This window comes from Algoriphagus halophilus (genome assembly GCF_900129785.1).
In the GTDB taxonomy this organism is placed as follows: Bacteria; Bacteroidota; Bacteroidia; order Cytophagales; family Cyclobacteriaceae; genus Algoriphagus; species Algoriphagus halophilus.
In genome coordinates, this window is the sequence record NZ_FSRC01000002.1 from 37,839 (window position 1) to 59,854 (window position 22,016).

22 protein-coding genes are annotated in these 22,016 nt (G+C 39.2%); 4 read left to right on the forward strand and 18 right to left on the reverse strand.

Annotated elements, in window-relative coordinates; genetic code table 11:
* Window positions 1-8 precede the first annotated feature (8 nt).
* Window positions 9-1,064 carry a tRNA 2-selenouridine(34) synthase MnmH gene (gene mnmH / locus BUR11_RS12085; protein WP_074225262.1) on the forward strand — a complete coding sequence of 352 codons (1,056 nt, stop codon included), beginning with the start codon at window positions 9-11 and terminating at the stop codon, window positions 1,062-1,064.
* Window positions 1,036-2,076 (forward strand): selenide, water dikinase SelD, encoded by a 1,041-nt coding sequence (selD, locus tag BUR11_RS12090; RefSeq protein WP_074225263.1) that lies wholly within the window; start codon window positions 1,036-1,038, stop codon window positions 2,074-2,076. The genes mnmH and selD overlap by 29 nt, the downstream gene beginning before the upstream one ends.
* Window positions 2,077-2,111: 35 nt before the next feature.
* Here selD and BUR11_RS12095 read toward each other — a convergent pair whose 3' ends face one another.
* The 9 genes from BUR11_RS12095 to cmk form a co-directional block, all read right to left on the reverse strand.
* A complete protein-coding gene (locus BUR11_RS12095; protein WP_074225264.1) occupies window positions 2,112-2,672 on the reverse strand; it encodes a DUF502 domain-containing protein in 561 nt (186 codons plus the stop codon).
* Window positions 2,673-2,752: 80 nt separating this feature from the next.
* Window positions 2,753-3,376, reverse strand: a complete 624-nt coding sequence (locus BUR11_RS12100; RefSeq protein ID WP_074225265.1) for a 3-keto-disaccharide hydrolase — start codon at window positions 3,374-3,376, stop codon at window positions 2,753-2,755.
* 132 nt (window positions 3,377-3,508) lie between these two features.
* On the reverse strand, window positions 3,509-4,120 hold the full coding sequence (nqrE, locus tag BUR11_RS12105) for an NADH:ubiquinone reductase (Na(+)-transporting) subunit E (RefSeq protein ID WP_074225266.1): 612 nt from the start codon (window positions 4,118-4,120) through the stop codon (window positions 3,509-3,511).
* A gap of 16 nt (window positions 4,121-4,136) precedes the next feature.
* The gene (locus tag BUR11_RS12110; protein WP_074225267.1) at window positions 4,137-4,820 is read right to left on the reverse strand and encodes an NADH:ubiquinone reductase (Na(+)-transporting) subunit D; all 684 of its coding nucleotides are present in this window, start codon (window positions 4,818-4,820) and stop codon (window positions 4,137-4,139) included.
* Between the two features lie 30 nt (window positions 4,821-4,850).
* Window positions 4,851-5,615, reverse strand: a complete 765-nt coding sequence (gene nqrC, locus BUR11_RS12115) for an NADH:ubiquinone reductase (Na(+)-transporting) subunit C (protein WP_074225268.1) — start codon at window positions 5,613-5,615, stop codon at window positions 4,851-4,853.
* On the reverse strand, window positions 5,602-6,804 hold the full coding sequence (locus BUR11_RS12120) for an NADH:ubiquinone reductase (Na(+)-transporting) subunit B (protein ID WP_074225269.1): 1,203 nt from the start codon (window positions 6,802-6,804) through the stop codon (window positions 5,602-5,604). Before BUR11_RS12120 ends, nqrC begins: the two co-directional genes overlap by 14 nt.
* Window positions 6,805-6,808: 4 nt before the next feature.
* Entirely contained in the window at window positions 6,809-8,161 is a 1,353-nt protein-coding gene (locus BUR11_RS12125; protein WP_074225270.1) for a Na(+)-translocating NADH-quinone reductase subunit A, read from the reverse strand.
* Window positions 8,162-8,298: 137 nt separating this feature from the next.
* Window positions 8,299-9,195 (reverse strand): 4-hydroxy-3-methylbut-2-enyl diphosphate reductase, encoded by an 897-nt coding sequence (locus BUR11_RS12130; protein ID WP_074225271.1) that lies wholly within the window; start codon window positions 9,193-9,195, stop codon window positions 8,299-8,301.
* Window positions 9,176-9,883 (reverse strand): (d)CMP kinase, encoded by a 708-nt coding sequence (gene cmk, locus BUR11_RS12135; RefSeq protein ID WP_074225272.1) that lies wholly within the window; start codon window positions 9,881-9,883, stop codon window positions 9,176-9,178. The genes BUR11_RS12130 and cmk overlap by 20 nt, the downstream gene beginning before the upstream one ends.
* A gap of 131 nt (window positions 9,884-10,014) precedes the next feature.
* Here cmk and ade point away from each other — a divergent pair, with 131 nt between their 5' ends.
* The gene (gene ade, locus BUR11_RS12140) at window positions 10,015-11,637 is read left to right on the forward strand and encodes an adenine deaminase (RefSeq protein WP_074225273.1); all 1,623 of its coding nucleotides are present in this window, start codon (window positions 10,015-10,017) and stop codon (window positions 11,635-11,637) included.
* Between the two features lie 42 nt (window positions 11,638-11,679).
* Here ade and BUR11_RS12145 read toward each other — a convergent pair whose 3' ends face one another.
* Together BUR11_RS12145 and BUR11_RS12150 are read right to left on the reverse strand one after the other, a co-directional pair.
* Window positions 11,680-13,260 (reverse strand): peptide chain release factor 3, encoded by a 1,581-nt coding sequence (locus BUR11_RS12145; protein ID WP_074225274.1) that lies wholly within the window; start codon window positions 13,258-13,260, stop codon window positions 11,680-11,682.
* A gap of 273 nt (window positions 13,261-13,533) precedes the next feature.
* Window positions 13,534-14,769 carry a sensor histidine kinase gene (locus tag BUR11_RS12150; RefSeq protein ID WP_074225275.1) on the reverse strand — a complete coding sequence of 412 codons (1,236 nt, stop codon included), beginning with the start codon at window positions 14,767-14,769 and terminating at the stop codon, window positions 13,534-13,536.
* 143 nt (window positions 14,770-14,912) lie between these two features.
* On the opposite strand from BUR11_RS12150, the gene BUR11_RS12155 reads away from it, so the two are divergent.
* Window positions 14,913-15,383, forward strand: a complete 471-nt coding sequence (locus BUR11_RS12155) for a Dps family protein (protein WP_074225276.1) — start codon at window positions 14,913-14,915, stop codon at window positions 15,381-15,383.
* A gap of 46 nt (window positions 15,384-15,429) precedes the next feature.
* Here BUR11_RS12155 and BUR11_RS12160 read toward each other — a convergent pair whose 3' ends face one another.
* The 7 genes from BUR11_RS12160 to BUR11_RS12190 form a co-directional block, all read right to left on the reverse strand.
* Window positions 15,430-16,740, reverse strand: coding sequence for an ABC transporter permease (locus tag BUR11_RS12160; RefSeq protein ID WP_074225277.1), 1,311 nt, complete (start codon window positions 16,738-16,740; stop codon window positions 15,430-15,432).
* Window positions 16,733-17,626 carry an ABC transporter ATP-binding protein gene (locus BUR11_RS12165; protein WP_074225278.1) on the reverse strand — a complete coding sequence of 298 codons (894 nt, stop codon included), beginning with the start codon at window positions 17,624-17,626 and terminating at the stop codon, window positions 16,733-16,735. The genes BUR11_RS12160 and BUR11_RS12165 overlap by 8 nt, the downstream gene beginning before the upstream one ends.
* An 18-nt stretch (window positions 17,627-17,644) precedes the next feature.
* Complete coding sequence (locus BUR11_RS12170; protein ID WP_074225279.1) at window positions 17,645-18,532, reverse strand: hypothetical protein; 888 nt, start codon at window positions 18,530-18,532, stop codon at window positions 17,645-17,647.
* An 81-nt stretch (window positions 18,533-18,613) separates the two neighbouring features.
* Window positions 18,614-19,723 carry a molecular chaperone DnaJ gene (gene dnaJ / locus BUR11_RS12175; protein ID WP_074225280.1) on the reverse strand — a complete coding sequence of 370 codons (1,110 nt, stop codon included), beginning with the start codon at window positions 19,721-19,723 and terminating at the stop codon, window positions 18,614-18,616.
* A 7-nt stretch (window positions 19,724-19,730) separates the two neighbouring features.
* Complete coding sequence (locus BUR11_RS12180; RefSeq protein WP_074225281.1) at window positions 19,731-20,297, reverse strand: nucleotide exchange factor GrpE; 567 nt, start codon at window positions 20,295-20,297, stop codon at window positions 19,731-19,733.
* Window positions 20,298-20,373: 76 nt separating this feature from the next.
* Window positions 20,374-21,369 carry a GTPase ObgE gene (gene obgE, locus BUR11_RS12185; protein WP_074225282.1) on the reverse strand — a complete coding sequence of 332 codons (996 nt, stop codon included), beginning with the start codon at window positions 21,367-21,369 and terminating at the stop codon, window positions 20,374-20,376.
* Window positions 21,370-21,441: 72 nt separating this feature from the next.
* The gene (locus tag BUR11_RS12190) at window positions 21,442-22,014 is read right to left on the reverse strand and encodes an adenylate kinase (RefSeq protein ID WP_074225283.1); all 573 of its coding nucleotides are present in this window, start codon (window positions 22,012-22,014) and stop codon (window positions 21,442-21,444) included.
* Window positions 22,015-22,016: the final 2 nt, after the last annotated feature.

The following is a 22,016-nucleotide window of genomic DNA, read 5'->3' on the forward strand; positions in this document are numbered from 1 at the left end:
ATGGTTCCATGAATGAACATTTAATTTCTTTAGACGAATTATGGGAGCTGAGAGGGCAAATTCCCATCGTGGATGCACGAAGCGAAAATGAATTTCAGCAAAGCCACATCCCTGGTTCTATCAATTTGCCCATACTTACCAATGAGGAAAGAATCAGAGTAGGTACTCTTTATAAAAAGGAAGGCTCTTTAAAGGCAACCATTGAAGGATTTAAATTAGTTGGGCCAAGATTCTACAGAATCCAGAATACCGCCGTTGAAAATTTCCCTGAAAAAAAAGTACTAATATATTGCTGGAGAGGTGGAATGAGAAGCCAAATCTTATCGTGGCTACTCAGTATGATCGGCTTTCAAGTATACCGATTAGTAGGAGGATATAAAGCCTATAGAACCTTTACATTTCAATTGGTAAGAAGAGATTGGAACCTCCTTGTTTTAGGCGGAAAAACAGGAGTGGGGAAAACCCGTCTTTTAAATGTCTTGACTTCCTATGGTGAACAAATTTTGGATTTGGAAGCCATCGCAAATCACCGAGGTTCGGCTTTTGGAGGCATCGGGCAAAAGCCTCAACCCAGCGTAGAGCAATTTGAAAACTTGATGGCAGAAGAATTACGCCAAAAAGATCCCAATCAGGTCATTTGGTTAGAGAATGAGAGCCAACGCATTGGAAAAATTATCATTAATGATAAATTTTTTGAATGCATGGAAAGCGCCCCTTTGATCGATATTAAAAAATCCGAAGAAGAACGAATTGGCTTAATAAAGGAAATCTATTCTACCCTTCCAAAAGAAGAGTTAATTGCCGCTGTTACCAGGTTAAAAAAGAAACTAGGAGGGTTGAGGACTACTCAGGCAATTGAAGACATTATCAATGATCAACATGAATCCTGGATTTCCAATATGCTGATCTATTATGACAAATCTTATCAGTTTGATTTGGATAAACACAATCCAAAAACAATTCAAACTTTGGATTTGACAGGATTGGATATTGAGAAATCCTGCCAACTATTAATAAATATAAAAAACCTACTGAATGGAAAACAAATCAATCCGGCTCACTGAATGGAGTGAAGGTTCAGGTTGCGGATGCAAAATTGCACCAGCTATTTTGGATCAAATTCTTTCTTCAAGCCAATCATTTTCTCAAAGCGACCCAAAACTTTTAGTAGGTAATTCGGGCAAGGATGATGCTGCTGTTTACCAAGTTTCTGATGATTTGGCATTGATCAACACTGTCGATTTTTTTACCCCCATAGTAGATGATCCCTTTGACTTTGGAAGAATCGCTGCCGCCAATGCGATTTCTGATGTATATGCCATGGGAGGCAAACCCATTTTTGCCAATGCGATTTTAAGCTGGCCAGTAGAAAAATTAGCTCCAGAACTCGCAGCAAAAGTAATGGAGGGAGCCAAAAGCATTTGTAAAACTGCTGGAATTGAATTAGCAGGTGGTCATTCTATCGCAGCAAAAGACCCCATTTTCGGGCTCTCTGTCAATGGAACAATTAACCCTAGAAAAATTAAAACAAATCAAGGGGCTCAATCAGGAGACCTACTTTATTTGACCAAACCACTAGGAATTGGAGTTTTGGCAACAGCGCTCAAACGTGAAAAAATACAAGAAGAAGACTATCAGCTTCTAATAGATACGGCATGTCGTTTGAATTCAATAGGTGAAATCATTGGGAATCATGAGGAGGTCCATGCCATGACTGATGTCACAGGTTTTGGTATACTTGGACATTTAATAGAAATGTGTGAGGCGGCAAATCTTAGTGCTGAAATTGAGCTTCACAAACTGCCGATGATCAAAGGGGTCCAAGAATATATCAAGCAATTCATTTTTCCTGACAATACCTACAGAAACTGGAATGCCTATAGTTCTAAAACTACAGGAGTGGTAGGAATGGATCTTGTCCAATTGTGCGATCCTCAAACTAGTGGAGGTCTTTTATTAGCTGTAGACCCAGAAAATCAAACTTGGTTTGAGGATGCTATGAAGCAGCAAAATCAAGTAATATGGGAGATCGGGAGATTTAAAGTTAGATCAGAAGCTACTGTAGAAGTGAAATAAATATAGGGCCAATGAGTATTGGCTCTACATCTACTTTAAAGACTTCCTAAAGGCGAAACTCCTCCAGAAACCATGAACTTCATCACATCTGAACTTTTCACTCCTAAAAGTGGAGTCACTTTATCTTTTGGTACCAAAAACACGTTTCCAGACACATTGTAGCTATGAGGAAAATAAACAGCAACCATATCTACTTCCCCTACCATTGACATGTCATCTTGGGTAATGAAGCCTAAGCGAATTAAGGTGTCAGAAATCTGAACTTTTACGGGAGATGAGAACTTCTTTTTTTCCCCCACAAATGCCCCCATCAAATCCTTAATGCTGGTGTAAATCAGGTTTACCAATGGAATTCTTACCAGTCCTTTTTCTAGCCAATCAAATAAGGGCTTGGCAAAGAATAAACTTGCCAAATATCCAACAAAGGTGATTAGCGCCAACACCATCAATATTCCAATCCCAGGGATTGGCACAGGAATCAGATTATCTAAAAATAAGATGGTTTGAATGATAATGTAAAGTGTTACTACAACTGGGGTAACAAATAACAAGCCTCTTAAGAAATACGATAGAATGCGCTTGTAAGTAAATGCCATACTTTTAAAATTAAAATCCTGATTATTACTCAATAATAATCAGGATTTTAATAAGGTTCCTAAGATTGAAATTAAAATAATCAATCAGGTAGGATTTTTACTTTCACACTTCTGTAATAAATGACAGATCCAGGATCGTGTGCCTGTAGGGCAATCGTGCCATGATCCAATTTTTTGGTACCTAAGTCTCCTTCTCTATCTTTACTTTCATCATACTCATTGATGGTTTCTCCATTCACTTTTACAGTTACTTCATCCCCTTTTACGATGATATGTTCGGTATACCATTCTCCATCCTCCACATATGTTTCTCTAACGTCTTTGAAGGAGTATACACTTCCGGTTTTTCTCCAGTCACCATGTGTTTGGTTTACTTGGATTTCGTGCCCGATACTTGGCCATCCATTTTCTTGGTATTGAGTATGAATGAAAATCCCAGAGTTTGCCTTTGGCATTGTTTTCAATTCAACAATTAATTCAAAATTATTGAAGTCATGGTCCCCAACTTCCCCCATATAAAACATATGGCCTCTTGGACCTTCAACTTTCAAGATTCCATCCGAAATAGTAAAAGAATCTGGATTCTCAGAAATCTTCCAACCGTCAAAGTTTTTACCGTTGAATAGCTCCACCCATTCCCCTGTTTGGGCTGATAGGTTCAATGAGGCTAAAAAGAACAGTGCTATTAAAAATGTGTTTTTCATGATTACAGTGCGAATTAGATTAGAACAGAAATTTAAAGCCAAATCGTGAATATCTCCCTACTCGACAAATAAAAAACCCGAAGAATTACTTCTTCGGGTTTTAAGTATTTTAAACGAACGTTTTCGCTGATTTTACAAATCGATTCCCATGAATGACATAAATGCCATTCCCATCAATCCGGTTAAAAGCATGGTAATACCAAGACCTTTCAAACCATTTGGAACATTCGAATATTTTAATTTTTCTCTGATAGCTGCAAGTGCGACAATCGCTAAACAGAAACCAGTTCCTGAACCGAATCCATAAACTGCAGATTCTGCAAGAGTATAATCTCTCTGAGCCATGAAAAGGGATCCACCAAGAATCGCACAGTTTACTGCGATCAGAGGAAGGAAAATACCCAAAGCACCGTATAGAGCAGGAGCAAATTTCTCAACTACCATCTCTACCAATTGAACCATCGCAGCGATAATTGCGATAAACATGATAAATCTTAAGAAGGAAAGATCTACAGAAGCAAGATCTGCCATGGCCCAAGAAAGAGCACCTTCTTTCAATACATATTCATTCAATAACCAGTTTACTGGTACAGTTACTGTCAAAACGAAAATAACTGCAGCTCCCAAACCGATTGCTGTACTCACTTTTTTGGATACCGCCAGGAAAGAACACATTCCAAGGAAGTAAGCGAAAACCATATTGTCGATAAAGATCGACCGAATTCCTAAGTTAAATAATTCCATTTTTCTTTACTGGTTTTTAGTGTTCAACATAACCTGTTTTGGTACGTTGTACCCAGATAATCAATCCTAAGATAATAAATGCTCCAACTGGAGATACCATCAAACCATTGGTAGCCAATTTGAAATCAGGTCCAAAAACACCTGAAACAGCATCAAAAACTGGAATACCAAAGACAGAACCTGAACCCCAAAGCTCTCTAAAGAAAGCCACAGTTAAGATGATCCAAGAATAACCTAATGCAGAACCTAAACCATCTAATACAGAATCATATGGTTTATTTCCCAAAGCAAAGGCTTCCAATCTACCCATTACAATACAGTTGGTGATGATCAAACCTACGAATACAGAAAGTTCTTTATACATATCGTATGCAAAAGCTTTCAATACTTCGTTTACCAAGGTTACCAAAGTCGCTACCACTGCAAGCTGTACAATAATTCGTACACGACTAGGGATGGTATTTCTCATCAAGGAGATAACAAAATTGGACATCGCAATTACGAAAATTACAGAAATAGCCATTACCAAAGTTGGCTTCATCTGTGTAGTTACCGCCAAGGCAGAGCAGATTCCCAAAACCTGAATGGTAATTGGGTTTTCATCTACCAAAGGATCTGTTACTAATTTTTTGCGACGCTTTGAAAGAAGGGCCTCAGCCGGCTTTTTCTCTATCGCTTTTTCTAAAGTTTCAGCACTCATGTTGATTATTTTCAGTGAGTTGTAATTCGGTTAAAGAGCGGCTACAGCCTGAGAAGATTTCTTAGACTCGATATAAGCCTTATAATGTCCCAAGTAACTTTTCACCATGTTATTTACACCAGTGCCAGTAATAGTAGCACCAGACATTCCATCAATTTTGTGAGGTTCAGAAGAATAATCTTTGCCTTCTCCTTTTTGCATTTGTACCCCAACCAATTGACCCGATTCATCATAGATTTCCTTTCCAGAGAATCTAGACTGAACTTCTGGAGTGGTGATTCTAGCACCAAGGCCTGGAGTTTCTCCAGCATGAGACAAAGTAATACCACCAATGGTATTCATATCTGTATCTAAAGCAAGGTAACCCCAAATAGCATCCCATAGACCCGCACCATATAATGGAAGGATGTAAGATTTCACTTTGGAATCATCTCCTTCTTCATGATAGATAAACACTGGGTATAGTCTATCTTCAGCAGGTAGTTTATAATTCTTTGCTACATCCACATTCTCAGCAGAAACAGCAACTCCATCTTTCTCAGTTACCTCTTTACCATTGATATCTACCACGGTAGCACCAATATGGCTGCTGTAATATGCATTTACTTCCTGAGGTGTCATGGCGGCAATTTCTTCGCCGCTGATTACCGCACCTAAGATTTGCTTTTTCTTATCCAATGCAATGGCTTCCTGCTGTCTAGGACCCAATAATTGTGCGGTTCCAGAAAGAAGTAAACCCAATACTACGGTAAGGATTACAGAAAAAGTAATAATATATGTATTAGACTGTTGCACGTTGTAACCTCCTTGTTTTGTTAGCTTTTACTACATAATAATCGATCAGCGGAGCAAATACGTTCATAAACAATACTGCAAGCATGATTCCTTCTGGGTAAGCAGGGTTGGTAACACGGATGATCACCGTCAATACACCGATCAACATTCCGTAAATCCACTTACCCGTTTCCGTTTGAGCCGCTGATACGGGATCAGTTGCCATAAATACCAAACCAAAAGCCATACCTCCCATTACCCAATGGTATTGAGGTGGTAAAGCCATGTATTCATTCACAGCTAGTAGGTTCAAAATTGTTCCCATGATATAAGCTCCAGCAAATCCAGAAACGATAATTTTCCAACTTGCCACTCCTGTACCAATTAAGATCACAGCTCCAACAAGGGCCATTAAAGTAGACGTCTCACCAATGGAGCCTGGGATCCATCCCATGAACATGTTCATGAAACTAAAATCTCCACCAATAGAAGCATTATGTGCATTTAAAGCCTCCACAGCCGTCTGTGTACCTTCAACTCCTGCATTGTAAGCAACTGAAAGTGCAGTAGCCCCAGAGAAACCATCCACTGCAGTCGAATCACTTAAGTAAGTCCAAACTTGATCTCCAGAGATTTGAGCTGGGTAAGCAAAATATAAGAATGCTCTAGCAGTCATCGCTACGTTCAAGATATTCATCCCTGTACCACCAAATACTTCTTTACCAATAACCACTGCAAAAATGGTGGCTAGCGCCACTTGCCACAATGGAATAAAAGGAGGCATCACTAGCGCGATTAACATCCCTGAAACCAAGTAACCTTCACTAATAGGGTGATTTCTGATTACACAGAAAGTAAATTCAGTTAATAGACCAACCGCGTAAGAAACGATTAGTGTAGGTAGAACAGCCATTGCACCGAAAAGCGCTTTATCCAAAAAGGTAGCTTCCTCTCCTACTGCAAGAAAATGTTGATATCCTACATTCAAAATCCCGAAAAGAAGTGCTGGAATCATGGCGATTACCACCGTGATCATCACTCTCTTCAAATCTACAGCATCTTTAATCTGTGCACCTTTTGCCTTTGTAGTCAAATCAGGAGCAAAAGCAATCGTCCGGTGACCTTCGTAAAGCGTGTAGAATTTCTCCCATTTTCCACCCTTTTCGAAATTCGGCTTAAGCTTATCAAATAAGTTTTGTAATGCCTTCATATTTTTAACTATACATTAATAATTCAATCCCATTTCTTACCAGTTCCTGCAAATCATTCTTCGAAGGATCTACAAATTCGCATAAGGCTACATCTTCTTCAATAATTTCATAAAGCCCTAGCTCTTCCATTTCATCAAAATCTTCGGAGACGATTGCCTTGAAAAGATAGGTTGGAAGAATATCCATTGGAAGTACTTTTTCAAATACACCGGAAACAACAAATGGTCTTTCTTCACCATGTGTATTTGTATCTACCTTAAATTCTCCTTTATGAAGGAAAGAGAAAATCCCTAATGCTTTGCTGAAGCTAAGTTTTGTGGTAGTAGGCTTAAGCCAACCCAAAAACTCTTCGTAATCACCTTCAGGAATTACTGTAATTTGATTGTGGTAGAATCCAATAAAACCATCTAATGAAATTTTCTCACCAGAAAGCACATTTCCAGACACCACTCTTACATGTCCTGAATTCAGATTACCCTTCGTAAAGGTAGACACACAAGCACCGCTAAATGTTTTCACATAAGCCGCTTTTGTTACTTCAGAACCAGTAATCGCGATTACTTTAGAAGCATCATAAACCCCTTCCAAAAGCAACTTACCTATCTGAACCACACCATAAGGATTTACTGTCCAAGCAATCTCTCCTTTGTTGATAGGATCAAGGTGATGAATTTGGATTCCTACGTTGCCTGCAGGGTGTGGACCTGAGAATTTGTTGATCTCCGCATTTTTAACATTTGCAAAAACTGCCGGAGGGGTAGAAGCACCATCTAGGTTTAGATGAACTTTCCCAGTCGTCAATTTTGCTAGGGCATCAATACCCGCCTGAAAATATTTTTCCTCTCCTTTCAGGGTAAAGCCATAATCAGCAGCCAAAGGATTGGTATCAAAACCTGATACGAAAATCGCTTTTGGAGTATCTGTTGGATTAGCTACAACCCCATAAGGCCTTTGAATGATATTTGGCCAAACTCCAGACCCAGCAATCTTGGCTGCCAATGCATCTCTATCAAGAGAAGCTACATCAGCTTTACCTAAATCCTCATGGGTAATGGTTTGGTCAGCAAGGATCTTAATCTCAAGAAGCTTTCTCTTCTCTCCTCTTTTGATCTCTACTACCTCACCGGAAACCGGAGAAGCATAGATTACCTGATCCATGGCTTTATCGAACATGATGGGAGTACCAGCCTTTACGGTATCTCCTTCGTTGACAAGTACTTTTGGTCTCTGAAGACCTATAAAGTCCGTCGGCTTAATCGCGAAGGTTTGAGCTGGCGCAAAATCAGCTAACTCCTGATTAGCCTTTCCTACCAGTTTGATATCAAAACCTTTCTTAAGCTTCACTATTTTAGACATATCTGTTTTTGAACTTTGAGCCTTTGAAAAACGCCCCAAATCTAATAAATACAATTTTTATTTAGGGAGTATATGGGATATTATGTTTCACTTTTTAAGAGAATGGTTGCCAATTATTTCTGAAGGTACTATTTGTCTCAGATCGGCAAGGCACTTTCTTCCATTGATTCAAGATGAGATTTCACTTGTTCCATTAACCACATAGGGGTCGAAGTGGCTCCGCAAACACCAACTTTATCTTCTGGTCTGAACCACTCAGGATTCATTTCTGTCTCATTTTCAATGAAATAACTTCGCTCGTTTTCATTAAGACAAACTTGATAAAGTGCTTTACCATTGGAACTCTTCTTTCCTGACACAAATAAGATCACATCATTATCATGTGAAAATTTCTGCAATTGTGGTTCTCTATTGGAAACTTGTCTACAAATAGAATCATTGGCATTAAATGGAACCTCCTCAAAATTTGAATTGGCTTTCTTGATTCTATCTTCGATTTTTCCCGATAATTCGTAAAATCCTTTGGTGCTTTTGGTGGTTTGACTAAACAAGGTCACAGGTCTGGTGTAGTCGATTTTATCCAAATCGCTTTCTTCCATCACTACGATTGCCTTCTCTAAAGTCTGTCCAGTCAAGCCGATTACTTCTGCATGCCCTTTTTTGCCATAAATCACAATCTGACCATTCTCTCTTTCCATTCTATCAAAAGCTGTTTTCACTCGATGTTGCAGCTTTAAGACGACAGGACAGGAAGCGTCAATCAATTCAATATTATTTTTAATGGCGGTCTTGTACGTTTCAGGGGGTTCACCATGGGCTCGAATCAGCACTTTGCAATCGCTGAGATCTTGCAATTCATCCCGATCGATTACCACCAACCCCTTTTCACGTAAGCGTTTCACCTCCATATCGTTGTGCACGATATCTCCGAGGCAATAAAGCTTTTCGCTTTGCTCCATTTCATCCTCTGCCATTTTGATGGCAAATTCAACTCCGAAGCAATAACCAGAATTTTTATCTATGGTTACCTGCATAGCTTTTTTCTTTTTCAATGATTTGCTTTGCCTTGTCGACAATTTGAGCCACTTGTTCCTGAAAGGTCAAGTAACTGGTATCGATTTCTATGGCATCAGATACTTTGATCAATGGGCCTACTTCACGAGAAGAGTCTATTTCATCTCTTTTCGCCAGGTTATTTTTAATTTCTTCCAAATCTACCATGTCTCCTTTTTCAAGCAACTCTTGTTGACGCCTTTCGGCACGAGTCTGCAGATTTGCGCTCATAAACACTTTTAATTCTGCATCTGGAAATACAACAGAACCTACATCTCTTCCATCCATCACGACACCCTTCTTTTTACCATATCCTTTTTGCTGAGCAACAAGTTCTTTGCGAACTTCCTTGATCGCGGCAATTTCACTCACCTTGGAAGAGATTTTCATCTTGCGGATTTCACTTTCTACATTCAACCCATTTAGAAAGGTTTCTTGCTGCCCTGTTTCCGGATTGTAATGAAAGCTGATATGAAGATTTTTTAAAGCTTTATCCACCTCATGCGGATTTGAAATCGTCACAAAGTTATTTAAAAAATGTAAGGTTGCCGCTCGATACATAGCACCTGTATCTATGTAGGTATACCCTAATTCTTTGGCAACTGCCTTAGCGGTCGAACTCTTACCACATCCTGAATATCCATCAATTGCAATGACGATTTTACTCATTCAAAAAACCTGCTTTAATCCGCTTTTTATTTAAGGCACAAATATAGTAGTTTTAATCTAAACCAATCCCCAACAGAGCAAAGACCTCATGAATTCCTGAGTTCCTTGTCCTATTTTTAATTGATTACATCATGATTATTAAAGGTCAGCTTGTTGACATTCCCAAAAAGGACATTTATACCGTTTCGTTGGAAGTTCAAGAAGGCAAAATCCATCAAATTACCCCAATTGATCCAGATCCTAGCCTTCCCTTTTTAATGCCCGGATTTATAGATGCTCATGTGCATGTGGAGAGTTCCATGCTGGTTCCTTCCGAATTTGCACGATTAGCAGTAGTCCATGGAACAGTGGCTACTGTCTCTGATCCACATGAAATAGCCAATGTATGTGGAATGCAAGGCGTGGAGTACATGATTGATAATGGCAAACAAGTACCTTTCAAATTTTACTTTGGAGCCCCCTCCTGCGTTCCCGCTACCCCATTTGAAACTGCCGGAGGGGAAATCAATGCCCGAGACATAGAAACTCTGATGTGCAGACCTGAAATCCACTACTTAGCAGAAATGATGAACTGGCCAGGCACGGTAAACCGAGACGAATTAGTGATGGAGAAAATTCGGATTTCGAAGAAATACGATAAACCCATCGATGGACATGCCCCGGGATTGAAAGGAGAATTGGCAGAAAAGTATGTTTCGGCAGGCCCAAGTACAGATCATGAATGCTTTACAGCTGAAGAGGCTCTTGGAAAATTAAAGCTGGGAATGAAAATCGCCATTCGGGAAGGCTCTGCGGCCAAAAATTTTGAAGCCTTGATCGACCTGATAGATGTGTATCCAGATAGGATCATGTTTTGTTCGGATGACAAACACCCAGACAATCTGGCAATTTCCCATATCAATGAATTGGCTGCCCGTGCTGTCGCAAAAGGTAAAAATGTTTTCGATGTATTGAAAGCAGCTTGTATGACGCCAATTGAACATTATTCTTTAAAAGTTGGGCAATTGAGAGAAGGCGATCCTGCAGATTTTATCTTGGTCAAGGATCTGAAAGAGTTCAAAGTCATCAACACTTATATTAATGGAGAAAAAGTAGCGGAAGCTGGAAAGACGCTGATCAACCCAATCAAGAATGAGAGCATCAACAACTTTCATACTTCAATCAAGAAACCAGAAGCCTTTCGGATCCAAGCCAATAGTTCCAAAGTGCGAGTCATCGAAGCCTTGGATGGGCAATTGATCACACCAGAAATTTCCGGTGAAATCCTGATTAAAAATGGATTTGCCGAATCAAATCCTTCAAATGATATTCTAAAAATCACTGTGGTAAACCGCTATGAAGATGCACCGCCAGCTTTAGCTTTTATCAAGAACTTTGGCTTAAAAAAAGGAGCTATCGCTTCTTCTGTCGGACATGATTCACATAATATCATTGCAGTAGGAATCGATGATGCATCCATTTGTAAAGCAGTAAACCTAATAATCGAAGCCAAAGGAGGAGTTTCAGCTATATCTGGAGATAAAGAAGAAATCCTTCCACTTCCTGTCGGGGGAATTATGTCAGCCTCGGATGGCTATGAAGTAGCGGGTGCCTACACACGAATCGATCGACTTGCCAAAGAAATGGGCTCAACCCTAAACTCTCCTTTTATGACTTTAAGCTTTATGGCTTTACTCGTTATTCCTGATTTGAAGCTAAGCGATAAGGGGCTGTTTAATGGGCAAAGGTTTGAGTTTACTGAGGTGTTTGTTTAAAATAAAAACCCTCAAGATTTCGAAAATCCGAAGGGTTTAATTTTAAATATCCGAAGTAAAATGAAACTCTATCTCCGGGTAATTGTCCTGAACCATTTGAAGCCAGGCTTTTGATTCGGCCATAAAAACCAGCTTTCCATCTTTGTCATGGGCGATATGTCGGTTTTTTGAACGCACGAATTCTTCCAACTGCTTTTTGTCCTTGCTAGTGATCCAGCAGGCTTTGTAGAGGTTCATCGGGTGAAACTCCACCGTGGCATTATATTCGTTTTTTAAACGAAACTGAATTACCTCAAATTGAAGTTGACCGACCGTGCCAACAACTTTTCTGGACCCCATATCAAAGGTAAATAGCTGAGCTACTCCTTCTTCCATCAATTGCTGAAGCCCTTTCTCCAATTGCTTGGTTTTCATGGCATCCTTATTCACCACCTCTCGGAAGATCTCAGGAGAGAAGCTTGGGATCCCCACAAACTGCATGTTTTCCCCATCTGTCAAGGTATCCCCGATTTTCAAATTTCCCGTATCGTACAATCCCACAATATCACCTGGAAATGCCTCGTCGATCATCTCTTTATCCTGAGCCATAAACTGAGTCACATTGGAAAATCTTAATGGCTTAGGACCTCGAACGTGGTTATAAGGCTTATTTCTTTCAAATTTTCCTGAACAGATTCTTAAAAAAGCGATTCTGTTTCGGTGATTTGGATCCATGTTGGCGTGGATCTTAAATACAAAACCAGAGAATTTCTTCTCATCAGGGAGCACTTCCCGGTCTTCTGTTCTTCGGCTTTTAGGCGCTGGAGCAATTTTGATAAACGTATCCAGCATCTCGTTAATCCCGAAATTATTTACTGCGGAACCAAAAAATACCGGAGCAACTTTCCCTTCCAAATATTCTTGGGTGTTGAACTCAGGATAAACCCCTTCGATTAATTCCACATCATCGCGAAGCTGATTCGCGAAATTTTTCCCAATCAATTCATCCAATTCAGGATCCTGAACATCCTCAAAAACCTGACGCACATCACTCAATTTTCGCTGAGAAGGGGTAAACAAATTCAATTTATGATCGAATAGGTTGTACACTCCCTTAAAGCTTTTTCCCATCCCAATAGGCCAGGAAAGCGGATGGCACTGAATATTCAGCTTTTGCTCCACTTCTTCTATCAACTCATAGGGATCACGTCCTTCTCTATCGAGTTTATTGATAAAACAAATCACAGGAGTATTTCTCATTCGACAGACCTCCATCAACTTCTCTGTCTGCATCTCCACTCCTTTCACACAGTCAATGACCATGATTACCGAGTCGACAGCAGTCAAAGTTCTGTAAGTATCTTCGGCAAAATCCTGGTGCCCCGGGGTATCGAGCAAATTTATTTTGATGTCTTTGTACTCAAAACCCATGACGGAAGTAGCCACAGAGATACCTCTTTGCTTTTCTATCGCCATCCAGTCAGATTTGGTAGCAGTATCGATTTTATTGGATTTTACTGCCCCAGCTGTTTGGATTGCTCCTCCAAATAATAACAGTTTCTCGGTCAATGTTGTCTTCCCCGCATCCGGGTGAGCAATAATGGCAAAGGTTCTGCGCTTCTTTATTTCGTCAGTCAAACTCATGGGAGATATCAAATTAGGGGGCAAAGGTAGGTAAAAACCACTAAAAATTAGACAGAAGTTCGAAAGTAGAATTCATGGAAGTAAGATTTACGAAATACGATATGCGAGATTATTGATAGCGGCAACATCGTTCTACAATAGTGAGCTTTATGAAAAATGAAGCTTTAATTGGGATTTATGCTTTTTTCAAAATTCATCATTAAAAAGTTACTTATCCAAAATAACCAAAGTTTTCATAGGGCTCGTAAACCGTACTTCAAACATCGTAATTCGTCAATACTCAAGAATTCCTTCAGTGATAAATTGGGATGCTCCTTCAGCACTACAATGAAGCACGATTCTAAAGGTAGTTCCAACCCCCACCTCTGAGTGTTTAACAAAAATCTTACCCCCATGGTAGCCTTCAATAATTCTTTTGGCCAAGGTCAAACCTAAGCCCCACCCTCTTTGTCGTGTAGAAAAACCTGGGTTGAAAACCTTTTTGTACATTTTTTTATCCATGCCTTTTCCGGTATCGGTGATGTCAATAATCACAAACTTCTCGGAATCCTGAATCACATCGATGGTGATGGAGCCTTTCCCTTTCATGGCATCAACTGCATTTTTACAGATATTTTCCACCACCCATTCAAATAGGGGCTTATTCATCATTGCTTCCAAATCTCTGGTATCGGAATTGATGGTCAGATCAACTTTTGTGGAAATCCTTGGCCTTAAATAATTAACCGTTTCCTCAAGACTATAGTATAAGTTGCCTGGTTGAATCACAGGTTTACTACCAATACTACTAAACCGCTCGGTCACCATCCTCAACTTCACCACATCTTTATCCATCTCCGTGATGATTTCCTTATTCTCCTCCCAAACTGGTGAGTTCCGCAAATAATCGATCCAAGCCATTAAAGAGGCGATTGGAGTTCCTAGCTGATGGGCAGTTTCTTTGGTCAATCCAGCCCAAACCCGGTTTTGCTCAGAAATCTTACTTTGGTTGAACAGGGTATAGGCCAGCACCCCAAAAAGCAAAATGACCGCTAACTGTACATAGGGGTAATATTTTAAATTAGTCAGGAGCTCTGAGTTTCTATAATAGACGAGAATGTCCGCTTCCTGAAGCAAAATAGGTTCGTATTCCGCTTGCATTTCTACCAATTCCATCTCCAAAGTTTTGACAGAATCGGTACTTGTAGCTTTGGCTTTAAATGGGATATTTCTAAACTCTATAGGTTCACCGGCGGCATCCACCATAATAATGGGAATGGAATAATTTTGTTGAATGATTTCCTGATTGATAAAGGTCAGGTTTTCAACATTTGTCGCGGCATATTCAAGAGCAGAAGACAGTAATTCTATTTGCCTTCTTTCACGTTCTCTCAACTCCTCTACCAGTACATTGGTATAAAAAATAGAACCTCCACCAATGATGATTGAAACAGCAATTACCAGCCATTTGACTTGTTTCCTGTTTTTATAGAGGTCTAGTGTGGTAAGATCTTGAAAACGATTTTTCATGAATGCAAATAAGTACTTAAAGGTACAAACTGAAGAATTCGATAGATCGTATAACTTCCCTATAGAAATTATCAGTTGGCTTTTCCTTTAGCCCGATCGTAAATTTATACTTTAATAAATCAGAGAAAAACAAAGTAATAAATATGAAAACGAACGAAATCGGATTAGAGGTAAAAGAAAGTCAAATCTTGATAGAAAAGCTAAATGAATTATTAGCAAACTATCAGGTCTATTATCAAAATCTAAGAAATTTCCACTGGAATGTTTCAGGACCAAACTTCTTCGAACTTCATGCGAAATTCGAAGAATTATATAACGAGGCTAATACAAGTATTGATGAAGTAGCTGAAAGAATTCTTACGCTTGGAGCGCGACCTTTGTCTTCTTTTGAGGAATATATTGAGACTTCAAAAATCAAAGAAGCAAAAGAGGTAAAGGATCCTACCGTGATGGTAGAAACTGTCAAAGGCAATCTTCAAACCTTGCTTCAAATTGAAAGAGAAACCCTAGAAGCTTCAACTAGCTCCAACGATGAGGGAACTTCTTCTTTGATGAGTGATTACATTACCTCCAAAGAAAAGGTAATCTGGATGCTTTCAGCTTACTTAAGATAAAAAACGAAAACACCGGGTAAATGCCAGGTGTTTTTGTTTAATTTTTTTATTGGCTAGTTCTAATCCATTTCCACAGCAATTTATAAGAAGGTTTTGTACCATGCATCAAAATTCCAATTCTATAAATTTTTCCTGCCATCCAGGTTGTAAATAAAAACCCTCCTATCAGTAATCCCATTGAGAGCGCTAAATCTGTCCAAGGCACCCCATAACTCACTCTTCCCATCATGGCGATTGGGGAGGTTAAAGGTATCACAGACAACCAAAAGGAAGCTGAACTATCTGGATCATTCAAGACAAACACAAATAATCCCATATAAGCAGCAATCAATGGAATGGTCACCGGGAACATAAACTGCTGGGCTTCTGAGGGTGCTTCCACGGCAGAACCAATGGCGGCAAACAACGCACCATATAATAGGTAACCACCCAGAAAATAAAATAGAAAACTTAATACTAACCCTAAAAAGTCAATCCCTGAAAGCACTTGCATAATCTCAGCCACGTCGCTACTTGGAGTCATTGTGGATGCGAGTTCTGGATTAGCCATTTCCAAAGCTGCTTGCTGAGGCATTTGCATTCCCAAATACCCCATGACTATCGTAGATAGGGTTCCGATTAATACTACCCAAATTAAAAATTGAGTCAAACCTACTGCACCAATCCCAACGATTTTACCAAGCATCAGTTGAAATGGTTTTAAGGAAGAAACCAAAATTTCTACGATTCGACTGGACTTTTCTTCTATCACTCCCTGCATGATTTGATTACCATACACAAAAATGAAAATATAAATAAGGATGCCTGTGAGAAAGCCAAGTGCATAATTGACGGTCGCATCATTGATAGTTTCTTCACCTTGCTCGTTTAATGTAATAGATCGTATTCCTACTTTGGTTCGTACTTCATTAATCACCTTAGGATCAATACCACTTTCAAAAAGTCTTTGTTCCTCTATTTTCTTTCTCAGGTTATTTTCTAAATAGGAAATCAAACTCATGCTAGGATTGTCTTCTCCGTAAAAGACAATCCCTTCCGGATCTTTCAAATCAAACTTGGGAATATATAAAAAACCATATCGATCACCCTCTTGAACCAATTGTTTAGCTTCTTCCCTGTCAATGTCTGAAAATGAAAATGCGTACTGCTCAGAACTTTCCAGGAAAAACATCTTATTCTCATCCACTACCTCGATAATTCTCAATGATTGAGAATCCTCTTCCCCCAAAGAAATCCAGACAAATATTCCCATAATTGCTGGAAAGATTAAGGGGGTAATCAAAGTGGCAAGCAAAAATGATTTTTTCTTGACCCTTGCTAAATATTCACGTTGGATGACCAACCAGATTTTATCCATTTTGGGTTGCCTTTACTTGATGAATAAAAATCTCCTCCATACTTGGAACGACTTCTTGAAATTGTCTAACCTCTCCATATTGCATCAGCTCGCTTAATAGTTCATTCGGAGTTTTCCCACTAAGGGGAAGGGTGAAGTTATAAATCCCATCTTCTTCCTTGATAATCCATTCATGTGGAAGTAGGTCTTTCAAATCAGCTAAGGAAATACTATATACTTCAGGTCTGAAACTTTTTTTGACTTCGCGTATGGTTCCATCTAAAATCTTTCTGGAACGATTGATCATGGCCACTTGATCACAAAGCAATTCTACGGATTCCATTCGATGAGTACTCAAAATAACCGTAGTGCCTTTTTCCTTTAGTTCCAAAATTTCATTTTTAATCAATTCTGCATTCACAGGATCGAAGCCGGAAAATGGTTCATCTAAGATCAACAAAGGTGGCTCATGTATGATGGTAGAAATGAATTGGACTTTTTGGGCCATGCCTTTTGAAAGGTCTTCAATTTTTTTCTCTCTCCAACTACCAATATCCAGTTTCTCTAACCAATAATTTATTCTGTCTTTGGCTTGGGAATGACTCAGTGCCTTCAATCTGGCAAAATACATCAGCTGATCCCAAACCTTCATTTTTTTATAAAGCCCCCTTTCCTCTGGTAAATAACCAATTTTGGCAACATGGGAAGGATTTAATAACTCTCCACCGATCCAAATCTCTCCAGAATCTCCTTCAATGATTTGGTTGATGATTCTAATCAAGGTGGTTTTCCCAGCTCCATTTGGTCCCAAGAGGCCAAAAATCACGCCTTTGGAAACAGACAGGTCTATATCCCTAAGGGCAACATTGGTACCGTAAGATTTATTGAGGTTCTTTATTTGAAGCATATAGCCAAAAATACTTTTCTATTCTATCGTTAAAGACCCAACTGCAACATCAAGAATAAGTTCAAGCAATCTTGGATCTGACTCCTTAAAGCCTTTGGTAATATAGGTGTGTTTATCGATAGATTTAAGATATTTTGGAAGAGTGGTTCTGCACATTGCGGTTGTTTTCATCCGGATTTTGATCGGATAAGAATCGTCTGGTAAATTTAATCTTAGAGAACCTGCTCCAACAGCAGCAATTACCTGACACTTATTAGGCATTGCATCGGAAAAGTTTAAATCGAGTGAACCATAATTCACTTCAAAAATCATTTTGGAGGCATTCGAAAAATTTACATCATCCAATTCAATAGTACCCATATTCAAAGTCACCAATAAGGTGTCCATCTGAACCTGGTTAGGATCCTTGGATCCATAATGAATCAAAACATCTGCACTGGCACTATGCACTTTCAGTTTACTTACTGGGAGTTGGGCTAGGTCAATTTCAGTTTTGCCCATTCCGAGATTAAATTCCAAATTGTATAGGAAGTTGGATGCCAATCCTAAATCCCATGTATGATCAAAATCTGAACTATTTCCTGAAAATAATTTGGAAGTAATACTTTTTCCGAGGTTATCCGCCTCCACATTTTTATGGATTAAAGAAGATTCAAGAATATTATTCTTGATTTCGTAAGAAAACACTGGAAGGATATTCGTCTGTTCAAGATGACCATGGATATATAGAGGCTCCATGGACCTTACCCGCTTGACAAGAGTGGTACTTTTGTAAGAGGAAAAGTTCAAATGGACCATATCATAGCCCTTTTTCTCGCTAATCTTGAATTCTTTAACTAGCTGTGCCCAACTCACACCTACACTTCCAATGATTCCCAGAAACAGCAGACACAATTTTCTAAGCATACGGATAGGTTACGAGGCGACTTTAAAAAGGTTCTTTAAAAATATAAAAAAAGCCAGAATTGCTTCTGGCTATTTGAATTTTTAGAAAAACTCTTTCATTTTATCGAAAAAAGTTTTGTCTGATTTTCCTGGGTCGGGTCTGAAGTTCTCCGAAAATCTAAGATCTTCCAAAGATTGCTTTTCTTCTTTGGATAACTGGGTCGGAGTCCAAACATTGACCATGATCAATTGATCACCTTTACTATAACCATTGATATCTTTGATACCTTTTCCTTTCAAACGAAGCATTTTTCCGCTCTGGGTTCCAGGTTCTATTTTGATTTTCACTTTACCGTCTATGGTAGGAACTTCTATAGAAGCGCCTAATGCCGCATCGATAAAGGAAACATATAAGTCGAAAATAACATTATTGCCATCTCTTTGAAGAACTTGGTCTTCAATCTCTTCAATAACGATCAATAAATCTCCAGCGATTCCTCCTGGAGTCTCATTTCCTTTTCCAGACATGCTAAGCTGCATCCCTTCAGCAACACCACCTGGAATGTTGATAGAAATAACTTCTTCCTTAACAATCAAGCCTCTTGCATCAGCATCAGCTGGCTTCTTATCAACGATCTGTCCACTTCCACCGCAGACATTACAATTGCTTGCTGAAACCATCTGGCCCAACATGGTATTGACTACTTTTTTGATTTGTCCTGTACCTTGACAGGTCGAACAATTTTTAAAAGTAACTCCAGGGGCTACGACATGTCTTTTAACTTTAATTTTTTTCTCGACACCGTTTGCTACCTCAGCAAGATTCAATTTTAACTTAACGCGAAGGTTAGTACCCTTTTTGGTTCTGCGACCTCCGCCACCTCCTGCTCCACCAAAGAAGGACCCGAAACCTCCTCCTCCGAAAATATCGCCGAATTGAGAGAATATATCATCCATATTCATACCTCCACCGTAGCCGCCATTACCGGAAACACCTTGATGACCAAATTGATCATATCGCTGACGTTTATCCTGGTTACTCAAAACTTCATAGGCCTCAGCAGCTTCTTTGAACTTTTCTTCCGCTTCTGGATTGTCCGGATTTTTATCGGGGTGATATTTAATTGCAAGTTTTCGATATGCCTTTTTAATCTCATCGGAAGATGCAGACTTAGACACTCCTAATACCTCGTAATAATCTCTTTTTGCCATATTTTCTTTATGCTCCAGTTACCACTTTGGCAAATCTTACGACTTTATCGCCAAGTGTATATCCTTTTTCAACTACATCAATTACTTTACCGCTTAAATCTTCGGTAGGTGCTGGTATCTGGGTTATTGCTTCTTGGGTATCTGCATCAAAAGGCTTACCAACCAAATCTTCCATTGGCTTTAACCCTTTGCTTTCCAAAATTCTCATCAATTTTTGATAGATCAAGAAGTTGCCTTCGTTTTCCTTGGAATTCTCTTCATGATTTCCTGAAACTTTCAAGGATCTTTCAAAATCATCCACCACAGGAATCAAATCTCTAAGCACCTCCTCAGATGCCGTCGTAATTAAATCCAATCGCTCTTTTGAAGTCCTTTTTCTAAAATTTTCAAAATCAGAATATAACCTTAAATATTTATCTTTCAATTCAGCAACTTCTGCAGTTAATTTATCTTCAACGGAAACGACCTCTTCCTTTCCCAAGTTCTCTGAACTTACTTGCTCCTCAGGAGACTCTTTTACTAATTGCTCCTCTGCCTGGTCCATTTCTTTATCTTCGTGTTCTTTATTTTTCATTTTAAAATTCGCAATAGTTGATACCTGCCATTTAACAATATTATTGCCATCCTATTCAAACTGACAATCTGACATTTTAATCCTTATGGATGGCCTGCCAAATCATGTCTTTTAGCTTATCTAAGTTGTATTGACTGACAGAAGAAATAAAAACAGAGGGAATTCCTTCAGGCAAATCTTCCTCCATTTCTTTCATTAACTCCTCATCTAGCATATCTACTTTGGAAACTGCCAGTAACCGCTGTTTGTCCAAGAGCTCAGGATTGTACTTTTCCAGTTCATTCAATAAAATGGAATACTGTTCTTTAATGCTTGGAGCATCTGCAGGAACCATAAAGAGTAAAATGGAATTTCGCTCAATATGTCTCAAAAACCGGATACCTAGCCCTCTTCCTTCAGCCGCTCCTTCAATGATCCCGGGGATATCGGCCATCACAAAGGATTTATCATCCCTATAACCTACAACTCCTAAATTCGGAACAAGTGTAGTAAAAGGGTAATCCCCAATTTCTGGCTTTGCTGCAGAAATAGATGACAGTAATGTACTTTTTCCTGCATTTGGAAAACCTACCAAACCAACATCGGCGAGCAGTTTAAGTTCCAATATTATCCACTCCTCAATCCCTTCTTCACCTGGTTGGGCATAATGAGGCGCTTGATTGGTAGAACTCTTAAAGTGATCATTCCCTAATCCTCCTCTTCCTCCTCTCGTCAAAATCACTTCTTGACCATCCTCGGTAATTTCAAATCTTTTTTCCCCTGTTTCAGCATCTTTGGCAACTGTGCCCAAAGGAACATCGAGAATCATATCTTTTCCATCAGCTCCTGACCTTCTACCTCCTTCGCCTGCTTTACCTGATTCGGCAATCACATGTTTTTTATATTTCAAGTGAAGCAAAGTCCAATGCTGGGAATTCCCCCTAAGGATAATATGCCCACCTCTTCCTCCATCACCTCCATCAGGACCACCTTTTGGCACATGCTTCTCCCTACGGAAATGAAGTGAACCTGCCCCTCCAGCACCTGATCGGGAACAAAACTTTACGTAGTCTATGAAATTTGAATCTGCCATTGTTTAAAATAAAAAGGCTAAGCATTGAAGCTTAGCCAAATGTGGATTGCAAAATTAGGAAAATTAAGCCAATCAGTAGCTATCAATCACGGAAGTGATTTGATTGAAGATTTCACTTATCTCTCCTACTCCATTGATTTTCTGAAACTTTCCCTGCTTTTCATAATAAGATGCTACTGGAAGAGTTTCATTCATATATACTTGAATCCTCGTAGTAATCTTTTCGTCATCTTGATCATCTGCTCTATTGGAAGTCTTTCCTCTTTCTTTAATTCTCTCTCTGAGAATATCCTGAGGCACATCCAAAGCGATCATTCCTGAGATTTCCAGCTCATGCTTGGCAAGCATTTTATCCAAAGCCTCAGCTTGAGCGGTAGTTCTAGGAAATCCATCAAAAATAAAACCCTGGGAATCTTGGGTCTCACTGATTTTTTCTTCTACCATCTTAATAACCACCTCATCTGGAACCAAATGTCCTTCATTCATATATTTCTTTGCAAGAAGGCCTAACTCTGTCCCCTCACCTAAGTGTTTTCGGAACAAGTCTCCTGTTGAAAGATGGGTAAGTCCATATTTTTGGATTAATTTTTCACTTTGAGTGCCTTTGCCCGCACCTGGAGGGCCAAATAAAACGATATTATACATTC